Raw genomic sequence first — 26,215 nt, forward strand, 5'->3', positions numbered from 1 at the left:
CTATTCCGGTGTGGGAATCCTACGGCGGCTTGCCCGCACGCCTTTCTTCGTGATCCCGCAATATCAGGTCAGTAGTCCATGAAGTTAGTCCAGCATCTTCCCACTCTCCGTCCGGGAGCGGTCGAATACGGCGCAGCGTGCGAGCATGGACGACGTGACCATCGACTTCACGGCGATCGATTTCGAGACCGCCAACGGCTCCCCCGCCTCGGCGTGCGCGGTCGGTCTGGTCCGAGTCCGCGACGGGCGGATCGCCGATCGTGCGACCTGGCTCATCCGACCGCCGAGCGCTCACGATGAGTTCCGCCCGTTCAACGTGCAGCTGCACGGCATCAGCCGGGAGATGACCCGCGGGGCCCAACCCTGGGAGCGACAGCTGCCGGGGTTGCTCGCCTTCCTCGGCGACGACGTGCTCGTGGCACACAACGCGAGGTTCGACATCGGCGTGCTGCTGGCGACGAGCCTCGCGACGCAGGCAGCATTGCCGGCCCTGCGCTACTTCTGCTCCCTCCGACTGGCGCGCCGCAGCTACGAGCTGCACTCGTATCGTCTCCCGGTTGCCGCCGAAGCCGCAGGGTTCCGGACACTGGTCCACCACGACCCTGTGTCGGATGCAGAGGCGAGCGCGGCCATCGTCATCGACACCGCACGGCGGTTCGGCGCTCCGGACCTCGCCTCATTGGCAGCGAGCCGTGACGTCGCCATCGAGCGGATCGAACTCGATCAGGAGCGGGAACGCGCGGCGACACTCACTGCGGCGGCCACCTTCGCCTGAAATGTCGGTGGCACCTGCGAGGGTGGACGTATGGATCTTCTTCTCCTCGCCATCGGGCTCCTCCTCGGCCTCGTCGTCGGCTTCGCCGTCGCCGCGATGCGCGGCGCAGCACAGCGTCAGCAGCTCGCAGCTGAGCTGGCCGGTGCGAGCGCGCGAGCCGAAGCAGCAGACGAGGCGCGTGCGACCGCGGAGCATCACCTCGAGGGGGTTCTCGCGCGTGAGCGAGCGCAGCTCGAGGCACGACGGTCGAAGGAGGTCGGTGAGCAGCAGGTGCTCACGGCCCTCGCCCCGGTGAACAAGCAGCTCGAGCTCATGCGCCGGGCCGTCGCGTCCATCGAGGAGCAGCGGCTCCAGCAGCATGGCGAGCTCAGCGAGCAGCTCCGCAACCAGCACGAGGCAGACGAACGCCTCAGGGCGACGACCGACTCGCTCGCCTCCGCGCTCCAGTCCAACCAGGCGCGCGGCGTATGGGGCGAGGCGCAGCTTCGCAACATCGTCGAGGCCTCGGGGATGCTCGAACGGGTCGACTTCGACACGCAGGTGAGCGTCAGCGGCGAGCAGGGAGCGGGTCGACCCGACATGCTCGTGCACCTCCCCGGAGACAAGCACCTCGTCATCGACGCGAAGGCACCGATGGCCAAGTACTTGGCAGCGAGCCAGCTCAGCGAGCTCGGCGACGAGGAGGAGACCAGCAGACGGCGGACTCTCCTGGGCGAACACGCGAAAACGCTCAGGGCGCACGTCACGGCGCTCGCCGCTCGCGGCTACCCCGGGTCGGTCTCGGGTTCGCCCGAGCTCGTGATCGCGTTCGTGCCGAGCGAGTCGGCGCTCTCGGCCGCCGTCGCCGCCGATCCCTCGCTGCTCGAGGACGCCATCCACCGTGGCGTCGCGGTCACGTCGCCGGTCTCGCTGTGGGCCACGCTCCGTGCCATCGCATACGCCTGGCAGCAGGACGTCCTCGAAGACCGTGCACACGAGATCTTCGAGCTGAGCACGCAACTCCACGCGCGCCTCGGCACCCTCGCGACCCACATCGACAAGCTCGGTCGGTCACTCGCAGGGGCGACGACCAGCTACAACGCGTTCCTCGGCTCGCTCGAGACGCGCGTGCTGCCAACGGCCCGGAAACTCGACGCGCTCAACATCGGCTCGCCGATCTCGACCCCGCGGCCGGTCGAGGACCAACTCCGCGGGCTCACGGCGCCAGAACTGACCGAACCCACGCTGTCCGGAGCGGCAGAGAGCGCGCCAAGCGGGCGCTGACGCGCACCCAAAGTCACCCGGACGAGACATCGCTGCCCCCGGGTGCTTCACCGGCCTGGTGGCGGGCGGAGCATCCGAAGAACAGCGAATGTGTCAGAAAGACACCCGGGTCAGAGCCACTTGTCGGCGAGGTGCTCAGCCGTGACTCTGCGGACCGTGCCCGAACGCGAACGGAGCACAACCGAATCCGTCATGATGCGGTTGCCGACCCGGCGGACACCCGCGCACAGACCACCGTCAGTCACACCCGTGGCAACGAAGTAGGTGTTCTCCGTGCGGACCAGATCGTCCTGCGTGAGCACCGCATCCAGATCGTGTCCAGCAGCGATCGCCCGCTCGCGCTCCTCAGCATTGCGCGGGTACCAGCGGCCTTGGAGCACGCCGCCCAGGGCCTTGATCGCACAGGCGGTGATGATGCCCTCCGGCGTTCCGCCGATGCCGACGCACATGTCGATGCGCCCGGTGCCCCGCGCCGCGTTGATGCCGCCAGCTACATCACCGTCGAGCATGAGCTGCGTCCCTGCTCCGGCCTCGCGGATCTCGTTGATGAGCTCTTCGTGGCGAGGTCGATCGAGCACGGCGATGACCATGTCCTCGACCGGCTTGTTCTTCGCCTTCGACAGCGCGCGGATGTTCTCGCCGATCGGGCGAGCGAGATCGATGACGCCGACCCCCTCGGGGCCGGTCACGATCTTCTCCATGTAGAAGAGATCCTTCGGGTTGTACATCGAACCGCGGTCAGCCACGGCGATGACGCTCAACGCGTTCTGGCGCCCGGCGGCGGTCAAGCTCGTCCCGTCGATCGGGTCGACCGCGATGTCGCAGTCAGGGCCCTGACCGTTGCCGACCTGCTCGCCGTTGAACAGCATCGGGGCTTCATCCTTCTCACCCTCGCCGATGACGACCACGCCGGCGAAGTCGACGGTCGAAAGGAATTTGCGCATGGCATCGACCGCGGCGCCATCGGCAGCGTTCTTGTCGCCTCGCCCGATGAACGGCGTCGCTCGGATGGCAGCGGCCTCGGTTGCGCGCACCAACTCCATAGCGAGGTTGCGGTCCGGGTTCGCGAAGAGCTGCCCGTGCTCAGGAGTCGGAGTGGCGGAAGTCGAGGTCACAGGGGTCCCTTTCGCTGGCGTTGTGGACGTTCTCGCCGAGCAATCACACGACACCATTGCTCCGCGCTATCCAGTTCCCAACCCTAGTACGCGCGCTCGGAGAAAGTCGGCGGCCCTGGCTAGACTTCACGCGTAAGTTCCAAGCGCTGAAGGAGCACACATGCCCATCGCAACACCGGACCAGTACGCCGAGATGCTGAACCGAGCCAAGGAAGGCGGCTTCGCGTACCCCGCGATCAACGTCTCCAGCTCGTCGACCATCAACTCCGTCCTCCAGGGTCTCACCGAAGCCGGCTCTGACGGCATCCTCCAGGTCACGACGGGCGGTGCGGACTACTTCGCCGGCCAGTCCGTGAAGGCACGCGCCTCCGGCGCGCTGGCCATGGCCGCATTCGCACACGAGGTTGCGAAGAACTACCCCATCACGGTCGCACTCCACACCGACCACTGCCCGAAGGATGCGCTCGACGGATTCGTCTACCCGCTCCTCGAGGCATCCGCCGAGCAGATCAAGCGCGGCGGCGAGCCGATCTTCCAGTCGCACATGTGGGACGGCTCGGCTGTGCCGCTCGCTGAGAACCTCGAGATCGCTTCGAAGATCCTCAAGCTCACCCAGGCCAACAACCAGATTCTCGAGGTCGAGATCGGTGTCGTCGGCGGCGAAGAAGATGGCGTCGCGCACGAGATCAACGAGCACCTCTACACGACGCTCGATGACGCGATCGCGACCGTCGAAGCTCTCGGTCTCGGCGACCGTGGCCGCTACATGGCCGCGCTCACGTTCGGCAACGTCCACGGCGTCTACAAGCCCGGCAACGTCAAGCTCCGCCCTGAACTCCTCGCGGAGATCCAGGCGGGCCTGGCTGAGAAGTACGGCACCGGGGCCAAGCCGCTCGACCTCGTCTTCCACGGCGGCTCGGGCTCCACCGACGAAGAGATCGCCGAGGCAGTGCGCAACGGCGTCATCAAGATGAACATCGACACGGACACGCAGTACGCGTTCAGCCGCTCGGTCGCCGACACGGTGCTCAAGAACTACGACGGCTTCCTCAAGATCGACGGGGAAGTCGGCAACAAGAAGGTCTACGACCCCCGCTCGTGGGGCAAGAAGGCCGAGTCCGCCATGGCGGCTCGCGTCGTCGAGGCCACCAAGCAGCTCGGCTCGTTCGGTCACTCAGCGGCGTGAGTGTGACGCCGGGAGCCGAGCAGCAGGACACGGTGCAGGAAGCGAAACGCAAGAACGACCGCTTCCTCGGCATCGGGTTCCTGGTGCTCGGCCTCGTCGCCACGATCCTGAACATGACGACGTTCACGGAGAACTCGCTGGCGGGCCAGATGGCCCTGCTCTATGAGGACTTCGGGATCAGCGACTACGTCCGGCCTGAAGGACTCGGCGTGTTGTCCACGACGGCGATCCTCGTGCTTCCCGCGATCTACGCGCTCACGCTGTACCTCACGCTCATCCGCTGGAAAGCAGGCAAGCGCGCCATGTGGATTCCCGTCATCGGCGCCGTCGTCACCCTGATCACGATCTTCGGCTTCACGTTGACCGCGATCCTGCTCCACGGAGAGTTGCTTCAGGCGCTCTCGAGCGGCGCACTGCCAACCGCGACGCCGACGTCCACCTGACGCGACACGCCCGGTAGCCACCGAAGAGCGCGGTGGCGCTCTCCACAGGCACGAGAACTCGGCCCTGGCACGCGATATCCTCGATATCGCAAGCCAGGGCCGAGTTTCTCGGTCCTGATGCGCAGTCCTGATCGCATCCGCGCGGGACAGCCCAGATCTCCGAAAGAGGCACGTGGTCGTCATCCAGCCCCCGAAGTCGACACCGGATGCACCCTGGCCGGTCAGCGTCGTCTCCGAACTCGTTCGAGACTGGATCGCGCGCCTCGGCTCCGTCTGGATCGAGGGCGAGCTCACCGGCTGGAGCATCCGAGGCGGGCACGCCTACGGCAAGATCAAGGACCTCGACGCGGACGCCACGCTCTCGGTCACCGCCTGGCGCAGCGTCGTCCAGCGTCTCGACGGCGAGTTCAAGCAAGGCGACCGCGTCATCGCGAGCGTCAAGCCAGACTTCTGGGTCAAGGGCGGCACGCTCTCGATGCAAGTCTCCGACCTGCGGCACGTCGGACTCGGCGACCTCCTCGAACGGCTCGAACGGCTCCGCAAGCAGCTGGCCGCCGAGGGCCTCTTTGCCGATGGCCGCAAGAAGGCTCTCCCCTTCCTGCCCGGCACCATCGGACTCATCACGGGGCGAGAGTCCGATGCTGAGAAGGACGTGCGACGCAACTCGGAGCTCCGCTGGCCAGCAGTGCAGTTCCGCACGATCCACACCTCCGTGCAGGGCGAGCGCACGGTCGCCGAGGTCTCGGCCGCATTGCTGCAGCTCGACGCAGACCCAGAGGTCGATGTCATCATCGTCGCGCGAGGCGGTGGCGACTTCCAGCACCTCCTCCCCTTCAGCGACGAGAGCCTCGTGCGGCTCGTCTCCGAGCTCTCGACGCCCGTCGTCAGCGCCATCGGCCACGAAGCCGATCGACCGATCCTCGACGATGTCGCCGATCTCCGAGCCTCCACCCCGACGGACGCCGCCAAGCGGGTCGTGCCAGACGTGGCGGAGGAACTCGCTGGAGTCCAGCAGGCAAGGTCCCGAATCCTGCAGCGCATCGTCGACCGCGTTCGCAGCGAGTCGAATGCCCTCGAATCCCTCGTGTCTCGCCCGGCGCTCGCCAACCCGTCCTGGATCATCGACCAGCGCGGCGAGGAGCTCATGCGTGCCTCGCAGCGCGGCGAAGAGCTCATCACCCGTCGCCTCGACCGAGAACAGGACAAGCTCGAGTCGCTGGCCCGCCATCTGCGCGGCCTCTCCCCGCAGGGCACGCTCGAGCGCGGATACTCGATCGTCGAGCGCGTCGACGGCGCCGCTCGCACACTCGTCACGGCCTGGCAGGACGCCCCAGCATCCGCCGAGCTCCGTATCCGCACGGCTGACGGCCGCATCACGGCCTCGTCCCTCGGCGGCGAGCCCATCATCACGACCGGCGCCTCGAATGGCGCAACGGAGGCGAACGTAGAATGACCACCATGCAGGAACAGTCCGACATCGCAGAGCTCAGCTACGAGCAGGCACGCGACGAGCTCATCTCCGTCGTGAGCCAGCTCGAACAGGGCAGTGCCTCGCTCGAGGCCTCACTCAAGCTCTGGGAGCGCGGCGAGCAGCTCGCGGCGCACTGCGAGTCGTGGCTGCTCGGCGCACGCAAGCGCCTCGAGGCGGCACGCCGGCGCACCGACGACACCGACGAGTCCTGATGGCCAAGCAGAAGCAACCCCCGATCGTCGCGGAGCTCGGTCGCCCCGAGACTCCGGAAGAGACCTTCGCGCGAAAGGCCGAGTCCTCGCGCCTTTACCGCAAGCGCAAGACGATCAACAATCTCGTCTACTCGCTCCTCGTCTCGCTCGGCCTCGTTGTCTTCATCGTCGCCATCGTTCCGCGCAACGAGACGCCGGTGTCCTTCGACGTCGACTTCGCCTCGGAGGCCGAGAGCGCGCAGGGCGACTTCGCCGAGCCGCTCGTCGTGCCGCAGGTCCCGGCAGACTGGACCGCGAACGAGGCCGAGATCCGCACGAGCGCCGACGGCGTGAGCGAGTGGTACATCGGCTTCCTCGTCGGCCCGAAGGATGCCCCGACGGAGTACGTGGGGCTGAGCCAGGGCATCGGCGTCAACCCGACCTGGTTGCTCGACGCAACGCGCGAGCGCACGCCGACGGGCACCGTGCAGGTCGGCGGCCTCGACTGGATCGAGTACGACGCGACGAACCTGAGCCCGGAGGACGCCGGCAACCGTGCCTACATGCTCGTCCACGAGCAGGGCGACCAGGCCTACCTCGTCTACGGCAACAACAAGCCGGAGACCGTCACGAAACTGGCAGAGCTCGTCGCTGCCGACCTCGGCTGAGGCCAGTACTCGGTAGGCTGGCCTCTACAGAGATCGGCTACCTGGAAAGGTCACACAACGTGGTGGAAAATCAAGACGAGTACCGCATCGAGCACGACACGATGGGCGAGGTCCGCGTTCCCAAGAACGCCCTCTACGCTGCGCAGACTCAGCGCGCCGTCGAGAACTTCCCCATCTCCGGTGCGGGCCTCGAACCGGGCCAGATCATCGCCCTCGCACGCATCAAGCGCGCCGCCGCGATCGTGAACGCCAAGCTCGGCATCATCGAGCAGCCCGTGGCCGACGCCATCGTGGCCGCCGCACAGCAGATAATCGACGGAGAGCACCTCGATCAGTTCCCGATCGACGTCTACCAGACCGGCTCTGGCACCTCGTCGAACATGAACATCAACGAGGTCCTCGCGACTCTCGCCACACGAGGCCTCGGGGAGACCGTTCACCCGAACGACCACGTGAACGCCTCGCAGTCGTCGAATGACGTGTTCCCGACGTCGGTGCACGTCGCAGTCACGGACGCGCTGCTCAACAACCTCGTCCCCGGTCTCGAGCACCTCGCTGAAGCCCTCGAGCGCAAAGCCCAGCAGTGGGCGACCACCGTGAAGGCCGGCCGCACGCACCTCATGGATGCGACCCCGGTCACACTCGGCCAGGAGTTCGCCGGCTACGCCAGGCAGATCCGCCTCGGCATCGAGCGCGTGCAGTCGACGATCTCACGCGTCGCCGAGGTCCCCCTCGGTGGAACCGCGACGGGCACCGGCATCAACACCCCGGCCGGGTTCTCGCAGCAGGTTATCGCCGAGCTGGCCGAGAACTCGAAGCTCCCCCTCACCGAGGCGCTCGACCACTTCGAGGCACAGGGTGCGCGTGACGGCCTCGTCGAAGCCTCGGGCGCGCTGCGGACGATCGCGGTGAGCCTCATCAAGATCAACAACGACCTCCGCTGGATGGGATCGGGGCCGAACACGGGCCTCGGCGAGATCCTGATCCCCGACCTGCAGCCGGGCTCCTCGATCATGCCGGGCAAGGTCAACCCGGTCGTGCCAGAGGCGGTCCTCATGGTGGCATCGCGCGTCATCGGCAACGACGCGGCCATCGTCTTCGGAGGAGCCTCTGGTTCGTTCGAGCTGAACGTGCAGATCCCCGTCATGGGAACCGCGCTGCTCGAGTCCATCCGTCTCCTCGCGAACAGCGTCCGCGTGCTCGCTGACAAGACCGTCGATGGCCTCGTCGCCAACGAAGAGCGCGCTCGCGCCCTGGCCGAGTCCTCCCCGTCGATCGTCACTCCGCTCAACCGCGTCATCGGGTACGAGGCCGCCGCGAAGATCGCGAAGTACTCCGTTGCAAACAAGGTCACCGTCCGCCAGGCCGTCATCGACCTCGGCTACGTCGAGCGTGGCGACATCACGGAAGAGCAGCTCGACGAGAAGCTCGACGTGCTCAGCATGACCTCGCCGAACCTGTAAGCGCGCGTCTGCGCAGCAATGACCCGCCGTGGCGACACGGCGGGTCATTGCTGTCATCCCCCGGCGCTGTCCTCAAGCGGGCGGGCGCCGTCGCACGCGCGTAGCGGTCACACCGGCCCGGACACGGCCAGCCACGTCACGGGGAGCCAGTAACCGGCGAGCAGCGCCGGCCCGAACGCGATGCTCCGCCGCCGATCGCGGGTGCAGGCGAGCACGACGATGCTCTGCAGTCCCCCGAACAGGACGGCGAGGAAGACGAGGAGAGCGGGGAGGGACGGGTGCACCAGAGCCGCCGCGGCCGCGAGGACGGCCCCGAGTTTCACGTCACCCATGCCCAGCCCGCCGAGCACCGAGCAGAGCAGGAGCACAGCTCCGACCAGCACGCCGATGACGATCGCCACCACGTCGAGGCTCCCGGTGAGGAGCCAGTCGAGGCAGCACGCGAGCAGCAGGCCAAGCGCGGCGAACACCACAAGCGGATTCGGCAGTCGGTGCTCGCTCACGTCAGTGACGACGAGACGGGGCGTGACGATTGCGAGCGCGACCATCACCGGGAGCTCGCCGAGCCGCCCCGCAACCGCCGCGGCGACCGCCACGCCGACCAGGGCGCCAACGCACAGCAACTCCCCGAAGCTCCACCGCCGTGACGAAGAGGCCGGGCCCCGCGCTCCCCCGTGTTCGCGCGCGGAGCCCAGCCTCGTCACGGCAGAAGAGCTCCCCCTCGCTCTCTCTGCCATGCCAGAACGCTAGTCACCACACTCATGCCGCGCAGAAGTTATCCACAGGCTCGAGGGCGTGGGCGCTGCCCGAAGTGCAATCCGGGCAGTCCCCGCGCCCGTCCGCAGCCTCACACCTCGTAGTCACCCAGCAGCTCGGTGACCAGCGCGGCGATGTCGCTGCGCTCGGACCTCGTCAGCGTCATGTGGGCGAAGAGCTTGTGCCCCTTGAGCGTCTCGATCACCGAGGCGACGCCGTCATGCCGACCGACGCGCAGATTGTCGCGCTGAGCGACGTCGTGGGTGAGCACCACGCGCGAGTTCTTGCCGATGCGCGAGAGCGTCGTGAGCAGCACGTTCCGTTCGAGCGACTGTGCCTCATCCACGATCACGAAGGCGTCGTGGAGCGACCGCCCGCGGATGTGCGTGAGAGGGAGGATCTCGAGCATGCCGCGATCCATGACCTCGTCGATGACGTTCTCGGAGACGATCGCCGACAGGGCGTCGTAGACCGCCTGCCCCCAAGGGTTCATCTTCTCGCCCTGATCGCCGGGCAGGAAGCCGAGCTCCTGCCCGCCCACCGCGAAGAGCGGGCGGAAGACCATGATCTTCCGGTGCAGCCCGCGTTCGAGGACTGACTCGAGGCCCGCGGCCAGGGCGAGGGCACTCTTCCCAGTACCCGCGCGTCCGCCGAGCGACACGATGCCGATCGACTGATCGAGGAGCAGGTCGATGGCGAGACGCTGCTCCGCCGAACGCCCGTGCACGCCGAACACATCCAGATCGCCCCGCACAAGTCGGACGGCGCCCTTCCCCGACACGCGTCCGAGCGCGGAGCCTCGATCCGAGTGGATCACGAGGCTCGTGTTGACGGGCAGCTCGTCGACGGCCCCGGTCGCGACCGTCTCGTCGGTGTACAGCGTGTCGAGCTCGTCCGCCCCGAGCGAGATCTCGGCGACCCCCGTGTAGCCGGTGTCGCGAGCCAACTCGGCCCGATACTCCTCAGCGGCGAGGCCGATCGCCGACGCCTTGACGCGCATCGGCAGGTCCTTGGACACGACGGTGACCGCGAGCCCCTCGCCAGCCAGGTTCTGCGCGACCGCCAGGATGCGCGTGTCGTTGTCTCCGAGCTGCATCCCGCTGGGCAGCACGCTCATGTTCGAGTGGTTGAGCTCGACTCGCAACGTGCCTCCGGCCTCCCCGATGGCGATCGGGAAGTCGAGGCGCTCATGCTTGATGCGCAGCTCATCGAGGAACCGGAGCGCCTGGCGTGCGAAGTACCCGATCTCCGGGTCGTGCCGCTTCTTCTCGAGCTCCGTGATGACGACGACGGGAATGACGACGGCATGCTCCGCGAAACGGAAGAGGGCCCTCGGATCGCTGAGGAGCACCGACGTGTCGAGCACGTAGGTGCGGGTCGAGGTCGCGGTGTCGGGAACCGCGACGTGCACGGCGCTCCCTTCCTCGTTCTCGAGGTGGTCGGTGTTGCGCTGTGCGGGTGTCACGGCAGTTCCGCTCCTTCGCCAAGCTCTCGCTCGTCGTTGGGTTACGTTCCGACCACAGGGGCACTCGGTAGGGTGAAACGAACTTCGGGAACCTGTGGCCGTTTCGATCAGGCACCGTACCTGATGGCATTAACGTACGACGATGCCGCGCACGCCACGCGCAGGCGAACGTTAAATCTTGGCTCGTGTCTGGGAGCGCGGCCGCTACTGCCCGTAGCGGCGTTGGCGCGAAGCGAAGTCACGCAGGGCGCGCAGGAAATCGACCTCTCGCAGGTCCGGCCCGAGCGCCTCGACGAAGTAGAACTCCGAGTGGGCCGACTGCCACAGCATGAAGTCGCTGAGCCGCTGCTCACCCGAGGTGCGGATCACGAGGTCGGGGTCTGGCTGCCCGCCTGTGTAGAGGTGCTCCGCGATGAGGTCGGGGGTGAGGATGTCCGCGAGTGCGGCGACATCGCCCCCGTCTGCTGCGTGCGCTCGCACGATCCGCCGCATCGCGTCGACGATCTCGCTGCGGCCTCCGTACCCCACGGCAAGGTTCACGTGCATGCCACGGCGCTGAGCCGTGTCGCGCTGCAGGCGCTCGAGCGTCGCCCCGAGCCCGGCTGGGAGATGCTCCGAGGACCCCGCATGGTGCACTCGCCAGCGCGCATTGTCGGCGATCTGCACCGCGAGCTTCTCGATGATGTCGATGAGGGCGTCGAGCTCCTCGCTGCTGCGGTTCTTGAGGTTGTCGTTCGAGAGCAGGTAGAGCGTGACGACCTGCACTCCCTCCCGGTCGCACCAGGCGAGGAATTCCATCATCTTGGCCGCGCCCGCCGCGTGCCCCTGCGCGGCGTCGCGCAGGCCGAGCTGCTTGGCCCAGCGCCGGTTGCCGTCGATGATCATCGCGACGTGCTTCGGCTTGGGACGTCCGTGCAGAGATCGACGCAGCCGCCTCGTGTACAGCCCGTACAGGAAGCTCCGCAAGCTGGTGGGAATCATCGACATGGTTCAGCCAACGTACCGGACCCCGGGTCGGATACACGTGCACGAGGCCGCGTAGAGTTCGAGGGTGGCTTCAGAACATCACGCAGACGATGAACTCGACCCGGGGCCGGAGCCCATGGTGCACCTGCCGGTGCTCGAGGCAGAGTCGGGGGCTCCCGTCGTGGAGGCGAAACCGTCCTGGCGCGGCTGGGTGCACGCCGGCACGCTTCCCGTGTCGGTCGTTGCCGGCATCGTGCTCATCGTGCTCGCCGAGGGCACCACCGCGAAGCTCGCCTGCGCGCTCTACGCGCTCTGCTCGTGGCTGCTGTTCGGCATCTCAGCGCTCTACCACCGCTTCAACTGGAGCGAGAAGGCTCGTGTCGCGCTCAAGCGCTTCGACCACGCCAACATCTTCCTGCTCATCTCGGGGACGTACGCGCCTATCGCGCTCGTCGCCTTGCCACCGGAGAAGGGGTGGCCGCTGTTCGCAGTCGTCTGGGTCGCCGCGCTGCTCGGCATCTGCTTCCGCGTGTTCTGGATCGGCGCGCCGCGCTGGCTCTACGTGGCCCTGTACATCTCACTCGGGTGGGCGGCCGTCGCATACCTCGGCGATATCGCGGCTGTCAACGTGGCGACGGTGGTGCTCATCGTCGTCGGAGGCCTCTTCTACACCGTCGGCGCGGTCTTCTACGCGCTCAAGCGCCCGAACTTCTGGCCGGGCCACTTCGGCTTCCACGAGCTGTTCCACGTCTTCACGGTGCTTGCGTTCCTGAGCCAGTGGACGGGCATCCTGCTGCTGTGCATCGACCCGCCGGTCTTCACCGGCTGACCGGACGGACGCTGACCGGACGGACCTAGTCAGCGATCTTCTTCTCGCCTGCGGCCTGCTCTGCGTCCGGTGCGGCCTGTCCGTCCGGGTGGGCATCTCCCGTCGCCGCGGCGCCCGAGTCTGCCGGCCCCGCAGCGGCCGCAACGTCCGCGGCCTTGCCCACAGCGACCTCGCCCTGCAGCTGCTCGCGGATGCGCGCTCGCGCCTGGACGCGGCTCGTCCGGCGGATGAGGTCCATCACGAGCAGTCCGGTCGCGACCGCGACGAAGATGAAGACGAAGAAGCCGAGCGGGCCCGGGGTCACGTCATCCGGGTTGAAAGGCAGTTCCTCCCCCGGCGTCGGCGCGGTCGCGGCGAGTGTCAGCATCCAGGTCTGGACCTGCGCGACGAGCATCACGCGGAAGCCCCCGGGGAGCGCTGCTTGTCGTCATTGCGCTCGTCGACACCGCTGAACAGGTCGGTCTCCGGCGTCGGCGCATCGACGCGTGAGTCCACCAGCTCGAAGTCGTCGTACGGGTATGCCGCCGCCTCGATGTCGCGTGGAATCGCGAAGAAGCCGCTATCGGGTGCCACCTGGCTGGCGTGCGAACGCAGGGCCGAGTCGCGGGCGTCGAAGAACTCGTCGATCTGGATCTGGGTCGTGACGTTGCTGGGCTTGTCGCGCATCCAGGCGAGCATCTGCTCGAGGCGCTCGAGGAGCGGCGAATCCGGGTCGAGTCCCTTGATGTGCTGCAGGAGGCTATCCGCCCGCTTGCCGTTCATGGTGCGGTCGTAGTAGAGCTTCGAGATGCGCCAGGGTGCGCCGAGCTCGGGGTGCGAGGCGAGTCCGGACTCGCGCCAGACGCGCATGGAGACGTCATGCGTGCGGATGTGGTCTGGGTGCGGGTAGCCGCCATTCTCGTCGTACGTGACGAGCACGTGCGGGCGGAACTCACGGACGAGGCGCAGCAGCGGCCGCGCGGAGATGTCGAGTGGGATGCTCGCGAACGAGTTCACGGGCAGCGAGCCGTCTTCCGACGCCATCCCGGAGTCGACGTACCCGAGCCAGCGGTGCTCGACGCCGAGGAACTCCTGTGCGGCGGCCATCTCGACGCGGCGGAGGCCCGCGAGGTCGCGCTGCGCGTGGAAGACGGATTCGAGCCCCGGGTTGAGGATGTCGCCAGCCTCGCCACCGGTGCAGCTGACCACCATGACCTCGGCACCCCTCGCACGGTACGCGGCGTAGGTCGCTGCACCCTTGCTGGACTCGTCATCGGGATGGGCGTGGACCGCCATCAGTCGAAGTGTCACTGGTCTCCTCGTGGAACGTTAACCTAGGTAGAGAGCCTATCTCGCGCGGCCGCCAGTTTCTGGCCGTGCACGCCCTCCCGCCGAGAGGAACCCCCAGTGTCAGCTGAACGCGAAACCGTCGCCGCGGCCACCCCCGCAGCCGACCTCGCATCCCGCGCTGATCTCGTCGATCGATATGGCGCGCGCGCCCCCCGCTCCGAGAAGAAGCCGGAACGCTGGATCTGGATGGTGGTCGGCATCTTCGTCATCGCGGTCGTCGCGTTCTGGGCGACGACGACCGTCGGCCCGGTCTCCTCCTCGGCGATCCGCGCCGACACCGTTCGGTTCTCGATCCTGGACGACGCGAACGTGAGCTTCGACTACCGCATCACGGCCCCGGCAGGCACCGAGGTGACCTGCGCCATCGAGATCCGCGACGAGCAGCAGGCAGTCGTCGGCTGGGACGTCGTGGAAGTCCCACCCACCGACGAGGCGTCCCAGGTGCTGAATGTCCAGGTCCGGACGACGAAGGCGGGCACGACGGCTTTGGTGAAGGAATGCTGGTTGCCGTAGAATGGTGACTGAGGCCCTGACTCGCGTCAGGGCTTTGGTCGTATCCGGCTGCACAAGGAGTTCCAGCATGGCTAACCCATCGGTGACCTGGCTCACCCAGGAGACGTATGACCGGCTCAAGGCGGAGCTCGACGAGCTCGCCGTGAACGGTCGCGAAGAGATCGCCAAGCGCATCGAAGAGGCGCGCGAAGACGGCGACCTCAAGGAGAACGCCGGCTACCACGCGGCGAAGGACGAGCAGGGCAAGATCGAGGCCCGCATCAACCAGCTCGAGACGATGCTGAAGAACTCCGAGGTCCGCGAAGCGCCGGAAGCATCCGGCATCGTCGAGACGGGAACGGTCGTGACGGCCAAGATCGGCGGCAAGGAGCAGAAGTTCCTCCTCGGCAGCCGCGAGATGGCCTCGCAGACGCAGCTGCGCGTGTACTCGGGTGAGAGCCCGCTCGGGGCTTCCATCCTGGGCCTCGCAGTCGGCGCATCCACCAGCTACGAGGCGCCGAACGGCAACTCCATCGACGTCGAGATCGTCGAGGTCGAGACCTTCCACCCGTAGGCACCAGCCGCAGCGCGCACGCGGTGCAGCAGAAGAGGACCTCCCCTGGGAGGTCCTCTTCTGTGTCAGGGCTGCGCGCCGGATGCTCGGGTCACGGCATCGGAGCCGCGTCCCGGCTCGTGCGCGGCTGGTAGCCGAGCGCGCGAAGCGCATCCATCACCTGATGGGAGTGCTCGGTGCCGCGCGTCTCGACGGAGACCTCGAGCTCGACGTGGCTCACCTGCAGGCCCTTGTTGTGGCGTGTGTGCAGGACTTCGACCACGTTCGCGTTGACCTCGCTGATGGTCTTCGCGATGAGCGCGAGCTGACCCGGAACGTCCTGCAGCTCGATGACGAGCTTCAGGTAGCGATCGGATGCGGCGAGACCGCGGCTCAGCACCTTCTCGAGCATGAGCGGGTCGATGTTGCCGCCCGAGAGGATCGCGACGGTCGTGCCCGCGTCCTTGATCTTGCCGGCAAGGATCGCCGCGACGGCAGTCGCCCCGGCTGGCTCGGCGACGAGCTTGGCGCGCTCGACGAGCAGCAGGATCGCCCTCGAGATATCGTCCTCGGAGACCGTGACCACCTCATCCACGAGGTTGCGGACGACCTCGAACGTGATCTCCCCTGGCACGTCGACGGCGATGCCGTCGGCGATCGTCGGTCGCGCCTGGATCTTCACCGGGTAGCCCGCCTCGAGTGAGACCGGGAAGGGCGCGGAGTTCGCGGCCTGCACGCCGATGATGCGGATCGGCCGACCACGCTGCTCGCCGAGGAGCGACGCCGCGACGCTGACGCCCGAGATGAGGCCGCCCCCGCCGATGGGCACGATGATCGTGTCGACGTCGGGTGCCTGCTCGAGGATGTCGAGCGCGAGCGTGGCCTGCCCCGTGATGATGTCGGCGTGGTCGTACGGGTGGATGAACTCCGCTCCCGTGTCGACCGCGAACTGCTTCGCCGCGACCAGAGCGTCGGCGACGTTGACACCGGTCAGGACCACGTCGGCGCCGTATCCGCGCGTGGCCTGCAGCTTGGGGAGGGGCACGCCCACTGGCATGAAGATGGTCGCCTTGATGCCGAGCTCTCGCGCAGCGAACGCGACGCCCTGCGCATGGTTTCCAGCCGAGGCCGCCACGACTCCGCGAGACCGCTGCTCCTCGCTCAGCTGCGAGAGGCGGTACGTGGCGCCGCGGATCTTGTACGACCCGGTGCGCTGCATGTTCTCGCACTTGAGCAGCACAGGCGAGCCGAGCTTCTCCGAGAGGAAGCGTGCCGAGTCGATGGGCGTCTGCGAGATGACCTGCCGCACGATTTCGCGTGCCGCGACGATCTGGTCCAGCGTGATGATGGGAGCGGTCATACCGTGCTTGCCTTCTGTTCGCGCTGCGACTTCTCGCGCTGGGGTGTTGGGGGCTTGGTGAGCTTGGTCGGGTCGGGTTCGTCTCGCCAGGAGCCCCGCGAGATGTACTGGACCATGACCTTGCCCGCTGCGACGAGCGGGACCGCGAAGACGGCACCGGCGATGCCGCCGAAGATGGTTCCGGCGCTCACCGACAGCAGCACGGCGAGCGGATGCAGCTTGACGGCGCTGCCCATGATCAGCGGCTGCAGGATGTGCGACTCGATCTGCATGACGGCGACGACGACGATCAGCATGATGAGGGCGTTGAGGAAGCCGTTGTACGCCAGGGCGACCGCGACGGCGATCGCGCCCGCCGAGATCGCTCCGATGTAGGGCACGAACGAGGCGAGGAACACGATGACGCCGATCGGCAGCGCGAACGGCACCTGGAGGATGACGGCGCCCAGGTAGATGCCGACGGCATCGATGAGGGCGACCAGCACCTGCACGCGCACGTAGTGGCCCACGGAGATCCACCCACGCTGCCCCGCTCCGTCGATGGCGGCGCGCGCCTTCTTCGGGAAGATCGACACGATGAAGAGCCAGATGCTGCGACCGTCGAGCAGGTAGAAGATCAGCGCGAACGCGGTGACGAGCGTCCCCGCGAGGAAGGCGGCGACGTTCGACCCGACCGAGACCGCTTGCGACGCGATGGAGTTGACGTTCGACTGCACCCAGCCGACGATCTCGCTCAGCCCCGCATCGACCTGTTCCTCGGTGACGTGCAGCGGGGAGTCCCTGAGGAACTGCAGGGCCAGCTGGTATTGCGCCTCGAGCTTTCCGAGGTCGAGGTTGAACCCCTGCGCGAACTGGCTGATGACCAGCGTGATGAGGGTGCCGATGGCGACCAGCAGCACGATGAGCGACAGGATGAGCGCGGCCCAGCGCGGCAGCCCGCTCCCCACCAGCCACTTCATGAGTGGGGCCAGCAGCGATGCGAGCAGCGCGGCCACGAGCAGGGGGATGACGAGCAGCGACGCCTGGGTCACGAGCCAGCCGAGCGGGATGAGTGCGAGCAGGATGGCCACGCTGCGCCAGGCCCAGGCGGCGCCGATGCGAAGACCGCGTGGGACGAGTTCGTCTTCGCTCTCGTTGCGCAGCGCTGGCGAGGGGTTCTGCGCCAGTGTGGAGCCGGTTCTCGCCGAGGCCGCCGTGGCGGTCGTCTCGTCGAGGTCTCGTTCGGTCATAGGCTCAATACTAGGAGCGCCCGCGGGCGCGTCGGAGCCACTAGAACTGCACCCGAGGGGGCTGCGAGATGGCGGCACGGTCGGCCACCTCGAAGAACGAGCGCTGCTCGTAATGGAGCGGGCCGGCGACGAGATTGTTGGGGAACACCTTGACCTTGGTGTTGTACTCGCGAACGCCTCCGTTGTAGAAGCGACGCGATGCCTGAATGCGGTTCTCCACGTCGACGAGGTCGGACTGCAGCTGCAGGAACTCCCGACTCGCCTGCAGCTGCGGGTAGGCCTCTGCGGCGGCGAAGAGACCGCGGAGCGCGCCCTGCACCCCGTTCTCTGCGGCGCTCACTTCTTCAGGGGTCTGCGCCTGCGAGCTGACCTGACGCGCCTCGGCGAACGCGGCGAAGGCCTTGTCCTCGTGCGTCGCGAACGTCCGCACGCTGCTCTCGAGCTGCGGCAGGAGCTCCTCGCGGGCAACGAGCTGCGCGGTGATGTCAGTCCAGGCTGCATCCACGCGCGTCTGCAGCCGCTTCAACGCGCGGCTCGTGGCGACCGCGTACACGGCGATGGCAATGACGATGAGGAGCACGGCTCCGACGGCGATCCAGACTTCGAGCATGCCGGAATGGTATCCCGCATCGACTGCGAGGCGGCGGGGTCAGCTCACCGCCTGAGCGAATTCACTGGACGCCGACTCCGCGAGGTGCCGAAGGTGCTCGGGGATGGGCATCCCCCGGCGCCGAGCAGCCTGCGCCCACAGGCGCCCCGCACGGTACGAGGACCGCACGAGCGGGCCGGCCAGGACGCCGAGGAAGCCGATCTCCTCGGCGACCGATTTCAGCTCGACGAACTCCTGCGGCTTCACCCACCGGGCCACCGGCAGGTGTCGTGGGCTGGGGCGCAGGTACTGCGTGAGCGTGATGATGTCGCAGCCGGCTTCGCGGAGGTCGGCGAGCGCCTGCTCGATCTCATGGCGCTCCTCCCCCATGCCGAGGATCAGATTGGACTTCGTGACGAGGCCCGAGTTCCTCGCCTGGGTGATGACGCCGAGCGACCGCTCATAGCGGAACGCGGGGCGGATGCGCTTGAAGATCCGCGGCACGGTCTCGACGTTGTGTGCGAACACCTCCGGCCGAGACGAGAAGACCTCCGCGAGCAGCTCCGGGTTTCCGGAGAAGTCCGTCGCGAGGATCTCGACGCCTGTTGCCGGGTTGTCGGCGTGGATGCGCCGCACGGTCTCCGCATGAAGCCATGCGCCTTCGTCAGGCAGGTCATCTCGCGCGACGCCCGTCACCGTCGCGTAGCGAAGCCCCATCGCGGTCACCGATTCAGCGACCCTCCGCGGCTCGTCGGTGTCGTACTCAGCTGGCTTGCCCGTGTCGATCTGGCAGAAGTCGCACCGGCGCGTGCACTGCGATCCCCCGATGAGGAACGTGGCCTCTCTGTCTTCCCAGCACTCGTAGATGTTGGGGCAGGCTGCCTCCTGGCAGACCGTGTGCAGGCCGCCCTCCTTCACGAGCTCGGAGACCCTCGTGAACTCGGGCCCCATCCTGGCTCTCGTCTTGATCCACTCCGGCTTGCGCTCGATCGGCGTCGCCGCGTTGCGCGCCTCGACACGGAGCAGCTTTCGCCCCTCGGGCTTGATCGTCATGCCGCGACCTCGTTTCGGATGACGAGGTGCTCGGTGAGCAGCTCGGCGACTCGTGGGGCGATCTCAGCCGGCGTGACCACCCGTCCGAGCTCCACGCTCAGGGAGGTGACGGCTGCGTCGCTGATCCCGCACGGCACGATGCGCTGGAACGGCTCGAGCTCGTTCGAGCAGTTCAGGGCGAAGCCGTGCATGGTGCACGCCTCGACCACGCGGACGCCGATCGAGGCGATCTTCCGAGGTGCATCCTCAGGTCCCACCCAAACTCCCGACCGTCCGGCCACTTGGCGGCCGACGACGCCGAGTTCGCCGATCAGCTCGATGAGCGCCACCTCGAGCCGACGGACGTGCGCCACGACATCGATCGGCTCCGGAAGCCGCACGATCGGATACCCGACGAGCTGGCCCGGCCCGTGCCAGGTCAGACGGCCGCCCCTGTCTGCATCAACGATCGGTGTCCCGTCCACGGGACGCTCACTGGCCCGTGTCAGCCGCCCGGCGGTGTAGACGCTCGGGTGCTCGAGCAGGACGACCGTGTCAGCGCGCGAACCGGCGACCCGCTCGGCGTGCAGCGCGCGCTGCATCCCGAGCGCCTCGGCGTACTCGACGGCCTCTGGCCCGAATCCCGGTGTCAGCACATGCATCATGGCACCAGTGTCGCATATTGTGGACGCAGTACAAGAACGTTGCTCGGCGCAAAGAGGGGCGACCATTGGTCACCCCTCCGCGCGCCCGTCGCCGGCCGTCACACCGCGATCTGCGACGAGACCGCTTTCAGCTTGTGCCGCGCCAGCGCCAGGTTCGCGCTCGTACGGCTCAGCACGAGGTAGATGAACAGGCCGTTCGACCCCTGCGTGTTGAGCACGTTGATCAGGTGGTACTGCGAGCTCAGCGTGATCAGGATGTCGTCGATCTCGTCGGTGACGCCGAGCTCGCTCATCGTCGCGAGCTTCGCCCGCACGACGTTGGAGTTGCCGGCGGCCGCGATGCCGAGGTCGAAGGACGGATTGCCGCCCTGCGCGAGCGCCATGCCGCTGGCATAGTCGACGATCGCAGCGCCGGTGGCGCCCTCGATGCTGAGCAGCTGCCTGATGGCTTCGTCGAGTGAACTCATGTGGTGTTTCCCCTTTGCGTTTCGAGTCGCCGACTCCACACCTTCAGGAACGGCAGGCGAAAGATCGTCCTGCGTTATCGTCCATTCCGAAGCGGTTTCGTCGTCCGACTCCCCCTTGCCGACCAGATTCCCCAACGCATCCGAGCCATCGTTCATGCGTCCCGGAGAATGCTCCGCAGCAGTCGCAGCCCCAGACCCGGCCGTGACATCCGCGGCAGCCAGGCCCAGGAAGCGCCGCCACCATGGCAGTGAATCGGGTGTCCGCACGTCAAACCTCAGCCGCATCGAAGATCCAGTCGGTGTTGGCTGCCGACGGCAGCCGACATGACCATAACGCACACCTGGACCCCAGAAATACGCGGCAGAGGTCAGCGATCGTATAGATTTGGCTCGTCCGAGTTCGCAGTTCGCTGCGGAGGGGGCGGACGAACGGCGCGTTGTCGATCCCAGAATCACGCGTCGCAGAGCTATCGAGGGGGAACGATGGACACTCTTGTGCATATGACTGATGCGACCGCTTCGTACGGCAACCGGCACGTACTTCGAGACATCGACCTCACCCTGTACCGAGGTCAGATCGTCGGCCTGATCGGGGTCAACGGGGCCGGGAAGAGCACGCTCGTCAACACGCTCGTCGGACGACACCAGCTCGATTCCGGAACCATGATTCTCGGCGACGAGCCGTACGCGCCGGAGTCGCTCGACGAAGCGCAGGCATGCGGAGTCGGCGTCATCACGCAGAACGCGGAACCGCCGACCGGCTTGACGGTTGCGCAGGCGCTCTTCCGGAACACCTACCGGGCGGGCGAAGCGCACGAGGAGGTCCTCGAACGCGCGACCGAGCTGCTCGACCAGACCGGTGCCGAGCTGGACCTCGGCGCCATGGTCAGCGAGCTCGATCGTGGTCGACGCGCGCTCGTCGAGGTCGTGCGCATGCTCGCCGAGGAGGCACAGCTCGTGGTGATCGACGAGGTGGCCGTCACGCTCGCAGATCACGAGATCGCGCTGCTCCACCGGGTCCTGCGCCAGCTTGCCGGGCAAGGACGCGGCATCCTCTACATCACGCACCGGATGGACGAGGTGCAGTCCATCGTCGACCGTGTTCTCGTGCTCCGCGAGGGCAGGATCGCCATCGACACCCCCATCGCGGGGCTCAGCTCGGAAGAGCTCACGATCATGCTCCTGGGCGAGCTGCCGGAATCCGATGCGACGCTCGCGGTCGCCGCCGATGACGCTCATCGCGCGGCACTCGCTGCCTTCGGCGTCGGAGACGGCCAGCTTCTGCACGGCGTCGATCTGCATGTCCGCCCAGGCGAGGTCGTCGGCATCACCGGCACACACGACTCGGGCGTCCGCCAGCTCATCGAGATCCTCGGCGGCGCCCAGCACCCCGGGCAAGGTCACGTGGAGCTGTTCGGCGAGCCGGTCGATCTGACGGAGTCAGGGGCCGCGGAAGCGCACGGAGTGAGCTTCCTCCCGGACGCCGTTCCCTCGTTCGACTCGGACCGGAGCCTCAGCCAGGGCGTCGACCCGGCGGACAGCTCGCTCAGCGCCGAGATCACGCGGGCTCGGAAGATGATCGACCTGGTGCACCGTCTGCGCATCAATACGACGAACATCCACGCCGCGCTCGATGAGCTCTCCGGCGGCGATCAGCAGAAAGCCGAGTTCATCCGCGCCGTGGAACGCGGCGGCAGCGTCCTGGTGCTGGCTCACCCGACGCAGGGCGTCGACGTCGGTGCCAGACGGTCCGTATTCGCGTTCCTCCACAGCCTCGCCGAGACCGGCACCGCGGTGGTGTTCCTCGGCACCGACATGACGGAGCTCCTGCAGTGGAGCCACCGGGTCGTGGTCCTCGCCAACGGACGAACCGCACTCGAGGGCCGCTCCGAGCTGCTCGACGAGGACATGATCGTGCACGCGATGCTCGGTGCCCAGCGGCCTGAGCGCGTCGGACGCCGAGCGGCGATCACCGCCTAGACAGCCTGCCGCGAGAACGCCGCGGCACGCTCCACCTGGTCAGCGGTGATCGTCGTCCCCGTGTACTTCTCGAACTGACGCGCGGCCTGCAGCGCAGCCACGGCCGCGCCCGTGATCACGGGGACTCCGCGAGAACGTGCAAGGCGGATGAGCGGAGTCTCCGCGGGGAACGCGACGACATCGAAGACAAGCTCGGCTGCGGCGACGTGCTCCTCGCTGAATGACAGCGCCCCCTCGTCGGCGCCCGTCATGCCGAGCGGGGTGACATTGACGAGGGCGAACGGACCAGGCGCGGGGTCCACGGCCTGCCACCGGAATCCGTACTTCTCGGCGAGTGCGGAGCCCGTCCTCTCGTTGCGCGCGACGACCGTGACATCCGCGAAGCCCGCATCCCGGAACGCCGCCACGACGGCCTTCGCCATGCCGCCCGCCCCGCGCACGACGACGGGCAGCGACGGGCGGATGTCGTGCTCCGCGATGAGGGCGGCGATCGCCTCGTAGTCGGTATTGGAGGCGACGAGCTTTCCTCCGTCGTTCACGATGGTGTTGACCGACTCGATCGCGAGTGCCGACGCGTCCAGCTCGTCCACGAGCGGGATGACGGCTTCCTTGAACGGCATCGACACCGAGCAGCCGCGGATACCGAGTGCACGAACGCCGCGAACGGCACCCTCGATGTCCTCCGTGGTGAAGGCCTTGTAGATGAAGTTGAGGCCGAGCTCGTCATAGAGGAAATTGTGGAAGCGCGTCCCGAGGTTCGACGGCCGGGCGGCGAGCGAGATGCAGAGCGTCATGTCCTTGTTCAGAATCGGCATGACGCCAGTATGGCGCGCAACAAGCCCGCCTTGCCACGCGGACCTCGAATCACGCAGAGAACCAGCGGAGTGCCCCACCAGGGACTCGAACCCTGACCTGGAAAGATTTTAAGTCTTCTGCCTCTGCCAATTGGGCTAGTGGGGCGTACACGTCGGGGCCGCCGCATCCGAAGATGAGGCGGCCCCGACGAGCGTCGCTACTTGCTGTCGCCAGCGGGAGCCTTCGCCGAGCGGGCGGCGGGCTTGGGAGCGGCCGAACCTGCCTCAGCCGTGACCTTCTCGGCAGCGTTCTTGCCGCTCGTGTCAGCAGCGGGCTTGTCCGACGGCGCAGCGGGCTTGCCGCCGCCGTGCTCGCTCGACGCGGGGAGCTTCTCAGGCGCGTCCTTCTTCGCCTCGGCGACGGCCGGGCGGGGACGCGAAGCGAACCGCTCGAAGCCGGCGCGAGGCGTCTCGCGGGCGCTGAGCGACACGAAGTCGCGCCCGAGCACGAAGTTGTTGATCCAGCCCGTGAGCACGCGGATCTTGCGCTCGACGGTCGGGATGGCGAGGTCGTGGTAGCCGCGGTGCGCGAGCCAGGCGAGCACGCCGGTCAGGGCGAAGGTGCCCGACTGGAAGGCGCCGACGCCGATACCGAGGCCGGCAACCGCGCCCATGTTCTCGTGGTAGTAGTCCTTCGGCGTTCCGCCGCGAAGCGTTGCGACGAGGTTCGAGGCCATGAGCTTGCCCTGGCGAACCGCGTGCTGCGCGTTCGGCACGCAGAAGCCGCCGACTCCGCCACCGGAGAGGTCCGGGACAGCGGACACGTCGCCGGCCGCCCAGGCGTCCTGCACGATGCCGTTGTCGCCCTCGACCCGGAGGTCGGCGCGGGCGCGGAGGCGTCCACGCTCGTCGACGGGGAGGTCGCTGTTGCTCTTGATGATCGGAGCAGCCATGACGCCAGCCGTCCAGACGATGACGTCCGTGGGGAACTTGTCGCCGGCCGACGTCTCGACGACACCGTCGACAGCAGAGGTGACCTGCGTGTTGAGGTGCACGGTCGCGCCGCGCTCGGCGAGGTTCTTGATGACCCAGAGAGCCGTGTCCTCGGAGACCTCGGGCATGATGCGCCCGGCGGCTTCGATGAGGTGGAAGTGCACGTCGTCGAACTGCAGCGACGGGTAGTCCTCGAGCAGCGCGGTCGCGAGCGAGCGCATCTCAGCGAACGACTCGATGCCGGCGAAGCCGCCGCCGACGACCACGAAGGTCAGGAGGCGCGTGCGCTCCGGGCCGGGGGCCATCGTCGACGCCTTGTTGAAGTTGTCGATCATCGTGTCGCGGATCCACGTGGCCTCTTCGACCGTCTTCACGCCGATGGCGTTGTCGGCGATGCCCGGGATCGGGAACGTGCGCGACACAGCACCCGCGGTGACCACGATGATGTCGTAGTTGACCGTGTAGGGCTCGCCGATCTCAGGCGTGATGGTCGCCGTCTTCGTGGCGTGGTCGATGTTCGTGACCTCAGCCGTGATGACACGCGAGCGCTTGAGGTGACGTCGCAGCGAGACGACCGCGTGACGCGGCTCGATGTTTCCGCTGATGACCTCGGGAAGGAACGGCTGGTACGTCATGTACGGCAGTGGGTCGACAACCGTGACCTGGGCTTCGCCCGGGTTCAGCTGCTTCTCGAGCTGCCATGCCGTGTAGAAGCCGGCGTAACCTCCGCCAACGATGAGAATCTTAGTCACGTACTTGTACTCCCTGCATGCGATGGTTGGGCGAGGAAAACCTTGTCAAGTCTACTCCTGCACATCACCGGTGAGTGCATCACCGGGGTTGGCGCACACGCAGCGCTGCGGTGACCACGTTGACAGCTCGAGGGCCCAGTCGCCGACCGGGTTCACACCGGGCCCCGCGACCAGCGAATGGGCGGCGAGCGCGTGCAGGCACTTGACGCGTGTCGGCATGCCCCCCGCGGTGACGCCCGAGATCTCCTCGACGACCTCGAGGGATTCGCGCTCCGCCAGGTAGCGCTCGTGCGCGGCGAGGTAGGCGGCCCGGAACTCGTCGTCGTCGCTGAGGCGCTGCTGCATCTCTGGCATGACCTGGTCTGCCTCGATCTGCGACATGGCGATGGTCGCGGCCGGGTGGGAGAGGTAGTAGAGCGTGGGGAACGGCGTGCCGTCGGGAAGGCGCGGGCGGGTGACGACGACGGTCGGGTTGCCGCACGCGCAGCGCGCGCCGATGCCGACGACCCCCCGCATGGGACGGCCGAGCTGCTCGCGCATGACGTCGAGATCGCGTTCGGTGGCTTCTGAGTACTCGAGCATTGGTCGCTTTCGGCTGTGCGGGCGGATCCGCGTTCACGCGCATCCACTGATCGTGGTGGTGCGTCTGCTGCTAGTCGGTCGGAGTCGGCGCCGGGGCCGTGCCCGCGGTCACGAGCGACTCGGCGAAGCTGTCGAGCCAGCTCGACTGCGTCTCGTGGAGGTCGGTGCTGATGTTGCTCTGCTGCTGCTTGGTGGTCGCCGGCGGGTCGAGCACGAGGTAGCTCGTGTCCCCCGGCATGACGAAGAGGAGTCGACCGCGTGCCTGCGACTGGATGTACGCGGGGTCGCTCCACCTGTCGCGTTCCGTGGCGATCTCGTCCACGCTCTGCTGCGTCTGGGTGAGCTCGGCCTGCAGCTGCGCCACGTACTGCCGCTGCGCGATGTAGCGCTGGGCCGTGGGCGCGAGCACGGCGATGCCGAGGATCACCACGAGGGCGACGAGCACGGTCGCGCCGTTCGGGCGCACGGTCGGGATGCGGCCGCGCGAGCCGGAAGCGCCCTGCCCGGATGTGCGGGGCGACGTCGACGTGGACTTGGCGCGGGGCTTGGACTTCGGCTTCGCGCTCGACTTGGCCTTCGCGCTCGATTTGTCCTGCGCGTTCGACTTGGCCTTCGCGTTCGATTTCGGGGGCGCGGCAGTTGCTGGCCGCGTCTTCGACGTCGTGTTCGGAGTGGACTTCGAGCCAGCTCGCGAACCCGCGCTGGTGCTCGAATCGCCCGCTGCGCCCGTCTTCCTGCCTGCGCCGGACTTGCCTGTCGAGTTGGGCATGCTCATCCCCCTCTCCGTGTCGACTCTCCATCATGCCG

General features: G+C 67.4%; 28 protein-coding genes and 1 tRNA gene. 12 read left to right on the forward strand and 17 right to left on the reverse strand.

The features are described 5' to 3' along the window. Positions 1–145: 145 nt before the first annotated feature. Both C5B97_RS12495 and C5B97_RS12500 read left to right on the forward strand, forming a co-directional pair. Complete coding sequence (locus C5B97_RS12495) at positions 146–775, forward strand: 3'-5' exonuclease (RefSeq protein ID WP_258068214.1); 630 nt, start codon at positions 146–148, stop codon at positions 773–775. Positions 776–805: 30 nt separating this feature from the next. After that, the gene (locus C5B97_RS12500) at positions 806–2,038 is read left to right on the forward strand and encodes a DNA recombination protein RmuC (RefSeq protein ID WP_104312328.1); all 1,233 of its coding nucleotides are present in this window, start codon (positions 806–808) and stop codon (positions 2,036–2,038) included. Positions 2,039–2,148: 110 nt separating this feature from the next. On the opposite strand, the gene glpX is transcribed toward C5B97_RS12500, so the two are convergent. Beyond that, a complete protein-coding gene (gene glpX / locus C5B97_RS12505; protein ID WP_244295971.1) occupies positions 2,149–3,081 on the reverse strand; it encodes a class II fructose-bisphosphatase in 933 nt (310 codons plus the stop codon). 232 nt (positions 3,082–3,313) lie between these two features. Here glpX and fbaA point away from each other — a divergent pair, with 232 nt between their 5' ends. The 6 genes from fbaA (at position 3,314) to C5B97_RS12535 (ending at position 8,575) form a co-directional block, all read left to right on the forward strand. Continuing rightward, positions 3,314–4,339 (forward strand): class II fructose-bisphosphate aldolase, encoded by a 1,026-nt coding sequence (fbaA, locus tag C5B97_RS12510; protein ID WP_104312330.1) that lies wholly within the window; start codon positions 3,314–3,316, stop codon positions 4,337–4,339. Then, positions 4,336–4,782, forward strand: a complete 447-nt coding sequence (locus C5B97_RS12515) for a DUF6264 family protein (RefSeq protein ID WP_146080813.1) — start codon at positions 4,336–4,338, stop codon at positions 4,780–4,782. The genes fbaA and C5B97_RS12515 overlap by 4 nt, the downstream gene beginning before the upstream one ends. 172 nt (positions 4,783–4,954) lie before the next feature. Next, positions 4,955–6,235 carry an exodeoxyribonuclease VII large subunit gene (xseA, locus tag C5B97_RS12520; protein ID WP_258068218.1) on the forward strand — a complete coding sequence of 427 codons (1,281 nt, stop codon included), beginning with the start codon at positions 4,955–4,957 and terminating at the stop codon, positions 6,233–6,235. After that, positions 6,232–6,465, forward strand: a complete 234-nt coding sequence (locus C5B97_RS12525) for an exodeoxyribonuclease VII small subunit (RefSeq protein ID WP_104312332.1) — start codon at positions 6,232–6,234, stop codon at positions 6,463–6,465. Before xseA ends, C5B97_RS12525 begins: the two co-directional genes overlap by 4 nt. Then, positions 6,465–7,112 (forward strand): DUF4245 domain-containing protein, encoded by a 648-nt coding sequence (locus tag C5B97_RS12530; RefSeq protein ID WP_104312333.1) that lies wholly within the window; start codon positions 6,465–6,467, stop codon positions 7,110–7,112. Before C5B97_RS12525 ends, C5B97_RS12530 begins: the two co-directional genes overlap by 1 nt. Positions 7,113–7,174: 62 nt before the next feature. Further along, positions 7,175–8,575, forward strand: coding sequence for an aspartate ammonia-lyase (locus C5B97_RS12535; protein ID WP_104312334.1), 1,401 nt, complete (start codon positions 7,175–7,177; stop codon positions 8,573–8,575). 107 nt (positions 8,576–8,682) lie between these two features. Here C5B97_RS12535 and C5B97_RS12540 read toward each other — a convergent pair whose 3' ends face one another. The 3 genes from C5B97_RS12540 to C5B97_RS12550 all read right to left on the reverse strand — a co-directional run bounded on the left by C5B97_RS12540 (position 8,683) and on the right by C5B97_RS12550 (position 11,783). Beyond that, the gene (locus C5B97_RS12540; RefSeq protein WP_104312335.1) at positions 8,683–9,312 is read right to left on the reverse strand and encodes a prepilin peptidase; all 630 of its coding nucleotides are present in this window, start codon (positions 9,310–9,312) and stop codon (positions 8,683–8,685) included. Positions 9,313–9,422: 110 nt separating this feature from the next. Continuing rightward, the gene (locus tag C5B97_RS12545) at positions 9,423–10,742 is read right to left on the reverse strand and encodes a PhoH family protein (RefSeq protein ID WP_258068275.1); all 1,320 of its coding nucleotides are present in this window, start codon (positions 10,740–10,742) and stop codon (positions 9,423–9,425) included. 258 nt (positions 10,743–11,000) lie between these two features. Continuing rightward, positions 11,001–11,783 (reverse strand): isoprenyl transferase, encoded by a 783-nt coding sequence (locus C5B97_RS12550; protein ID WP_104312337.1) that lies wholly within the window; start codon positions 11,781–11,783, stop codon positions 11,001–11,003. A 115-nt stretch (positions 11,784–11,898) separates the two neighbouring features. Between C5B97_RS12550 and C5B97_RS12555 the strand changes: the two genes are divergently transcribed. After that, on the forward strand, positions 11,899–12,591 hold the full coding sequence (locus C5B97_RS12555) for a hemolysin III family protein (protein WP_104312338.1): 693 nt from the start codon (positions 11,899–11,901) through the stop codon (positions 12,589–12,591). 25 nt (positions 12,592–12,616) lie between these two features. Here the strand turns inward: C5B97_RS12555 and C5B97_RS12560 are convergent, their stop codons facing one another. Together C5B97_RS12560 and mca are read right to left on the reverse strand one after the other, a co-directional pair. Next, positions 12,617–12,988, reverse strand: a complete 372-nt coding sequence (locus tag C5B97_RS12560) for a hypothetical protein (RefSeq protein ID WP_146080814.1) — start codon at positions 12,986–12,988, stop codon at positions 12,617–12,619. Further along, the gene (gene mca / locus C5B97_RS12565) at positions 12,985–13,881 is read right to left on the reverse strand and encodes a mycothiol conjugate amidase Mca (RefSeq protein WP_258068220.1); all 897 of its coding nucleotides are present in this window, start codon (positions 13,879–13,881) and stop codon (positions 12,985–12,987) included. The genes C5B97_RS12560 and mca overlap by 4 nt, the downstream gene beginning before the upstream one ends. A gap of 96 nt (positions 13,882–13,977) precedes the next feature. On the opposite strand from mca, the gene C5B97_RS12570 reads away from it, so the two are divergent. Both C5B97_RS12570 and greA read left to right on the forward strand, forming a co-directional pair. After that, positions 13,978–14,433, forward strand: a complete 456-nt coding sequence (locus C5B97_RS12570) for a DUF4307 domain-containing protein (protein WP_104312341.1) — start codon at positions 13,978–13,980, stop codon at positions 14,431–14,433. A 67-nt stretch (positions 14,434–14,500) separates the two neighbouring features. After that, on the forward strand, positions 14,501–14,986 hold the full coding sequence (greA, locus tag C5B97_RS12575; protein WP_104253676.1) for a transcription elongation factor GreA: 486 nt from the start codon (positions 14,501–14,503) through the stop codon (positions 14,984–14,986). Positions 14,987–15,077: 91 nt separating this feature from the next. Here the strand turns inward: greA and ilvA are convergent, their stop codons facing one another. The 6 genes from ilvA to C5B97_RS12605 all read right to left on the reverse strand — a co-directional run bounded on the left by ilvA (position 15,078) and on the right by C5B97_RS12605 (position 20,307). Continuing rightward, positions 15,078–16,325: a threonine ammonia-lyase gene (gene ilvA / locus C5B97_RS12580; protein WP_104312342.1), complete on the reverse strand. Its 1,248-nt coding sequence runs from the start codon at positions 16,323–16,325 to the stop codon at positions 15,078–15,080. Beyond that, positions 16,322–17,554 (reverse strand): AI-2E family transporter, encoded by a 1,233-nt coding sequence (locus C5B97_RS12585; RefSeq protein WP_104312343.1) that lies wholly within the window; start codon positions 17,552–17,554, stop codon positions 16,322–16,324. The genes ilvA and C5B97_RS12585 overlap by 4 nt, the downstream gene beginning before the upstream one ends. A 40-nt stretch (positions 17,555–17,594) precedes the next feature. Beyond that, complete coding sequence (locus tag C5B97_RS12590; protein ID WP_104312344.1) at positions 17,595–18,164, reverse strand: LemA family protein; 570 nt, start codon at positions 18,162–18,164, stop codon at positions 17,595–17,597. Between the two features lie 39 nt (positions 18,165–18,203). Continuing rightward, positions 18,204–19,196 carry a lipoyl synthase gene (lipA, locus tag C5B97_RS12595; protein WP_104312345.1) on the reverse strand — a complete coding sequence of 331 codons (993 nt, stop codon included), beginning with the start codon at positions 19,194–19,196 and terminating at the stop codon, positions 18,204–18,206. After that, positions 19,193–19,840 (reverse strand): lipoyl(octanoyl) transferase LipB, encoded by a 648-nt coding sequence (lipB, locus tag C5B97_RS12600; RefSeq protein WP_104312346.1) that lies wholly within the window; start codon positions 19,838–19,840, stop codon positions 19,193–19,195. Before lipB ends, lipA begins: the two co-directional genes overlap by 4 nt. Positions 19,841–19,938: 98 nt before the next feature. Next, on the reverse strand, positions 19,939–20,307 hold the full coding sequence (locus tag C5B97_RS12605; RefSeq protein ID WP_104312347.1) for a hypothetical protein: 369 nt from the start codon (positions 20,305–20,307) through the stop codon (positions 19,939–19,941). 501 nt (positions 20,308–20,808) lie between these two features. Here C5B97_RS12605 and C5B97_RS12610 point away from each other — a divergent pair. Next, complete coding sequence (locus tag C5B97_RS12610; protein WP_181026996.1) at positions 20,809–22,287, forward strand: ATP-binding cassette domain-containing protein; 1,479 nt, start codon at positions 20,809–20,811, stop codon at positions 22,285–22,287. Here C5B97_RS12610 and C5B97_RS12615 read toward each other — a convergent pair. The 5 genes from C5B97_RS12615 to C5B97_RS12635 all read right to left on the reverse strand — a co-directional run bounded on the left by C5B97_RS12615 (position 22,284) and on the right by C5B97_RS12635 (position 26,177). After that, the gene (locus tag C5B97_RS12615) at positions 22,284–23,102 is read right to left on the reverse strand and encodes a shikimate 5-dehydrogenase (protein ID WP_104312349.1); all 819 of its coding nucleotides are present in this window, start codon (positions 23,100–23,102) and stop codon (positions 22,284–22,286) included. The genes C5B97_RS12610 and C5B97_RS12615 overlap by 4 nt on opposite strands. Before the next feature lie 70 nt (positions 23,103–23,172). Further along, positions 23,173–23,247: transfer RNA gene (locus C5B97_RS12620), tRNA-Leu, on the reverse strand. A gap of 52 nt (positions 23,248–23,299) precedes the next feature. After that, the gene (locus tag C5B97_RS12625) at positions 23,300–24,826 is read right to left on the reverse strand and encodes an FAD-dependent oxidoreductase (RefSeq protein ID WP_104312350.1); all 1,527 of its coding nucleotides are present in this window, start codon (positions 24,824–24,826) and stop codon (positions 23,300–23,302) included. A gap of 51 nt (positions 24,827–24,877) precedes the next feature. Next, positions 24,878–25,408, reverse strand: coding sequence for a DUF501 domain-containing protein (locus C5B97_RS12630; RefSeq protein WP_258068224.1), 531 nt, complete (start codon positions 25,406–25,408; stop codon positions 24,878–24,880). A 70-nt stretch (positions 25,409–25,478) separates the two neighbouring features. Next, positions 25,479–26,177, reverse strand: a complete 699-nt coding sequence (locus C5B97_RS12635) for a septum formation initiator family protein (protein WP_181026997.1) — start codon at positions 26,175–26,177, stop codon at positions 25,479–25,481. Positions 26,178–26,215 lie beyond the last annotated feature (38 nt).

Origin of the sequence: Pseudoclavibacter sp. RFBB5 (assembly GCF_002931555.1) — a bacterium.
Lineage (GTDB): Bacteria > Actinomycetota > Actinomycetes > Actinomycetales > Microbacteriaceae > Pseudoclavibacter.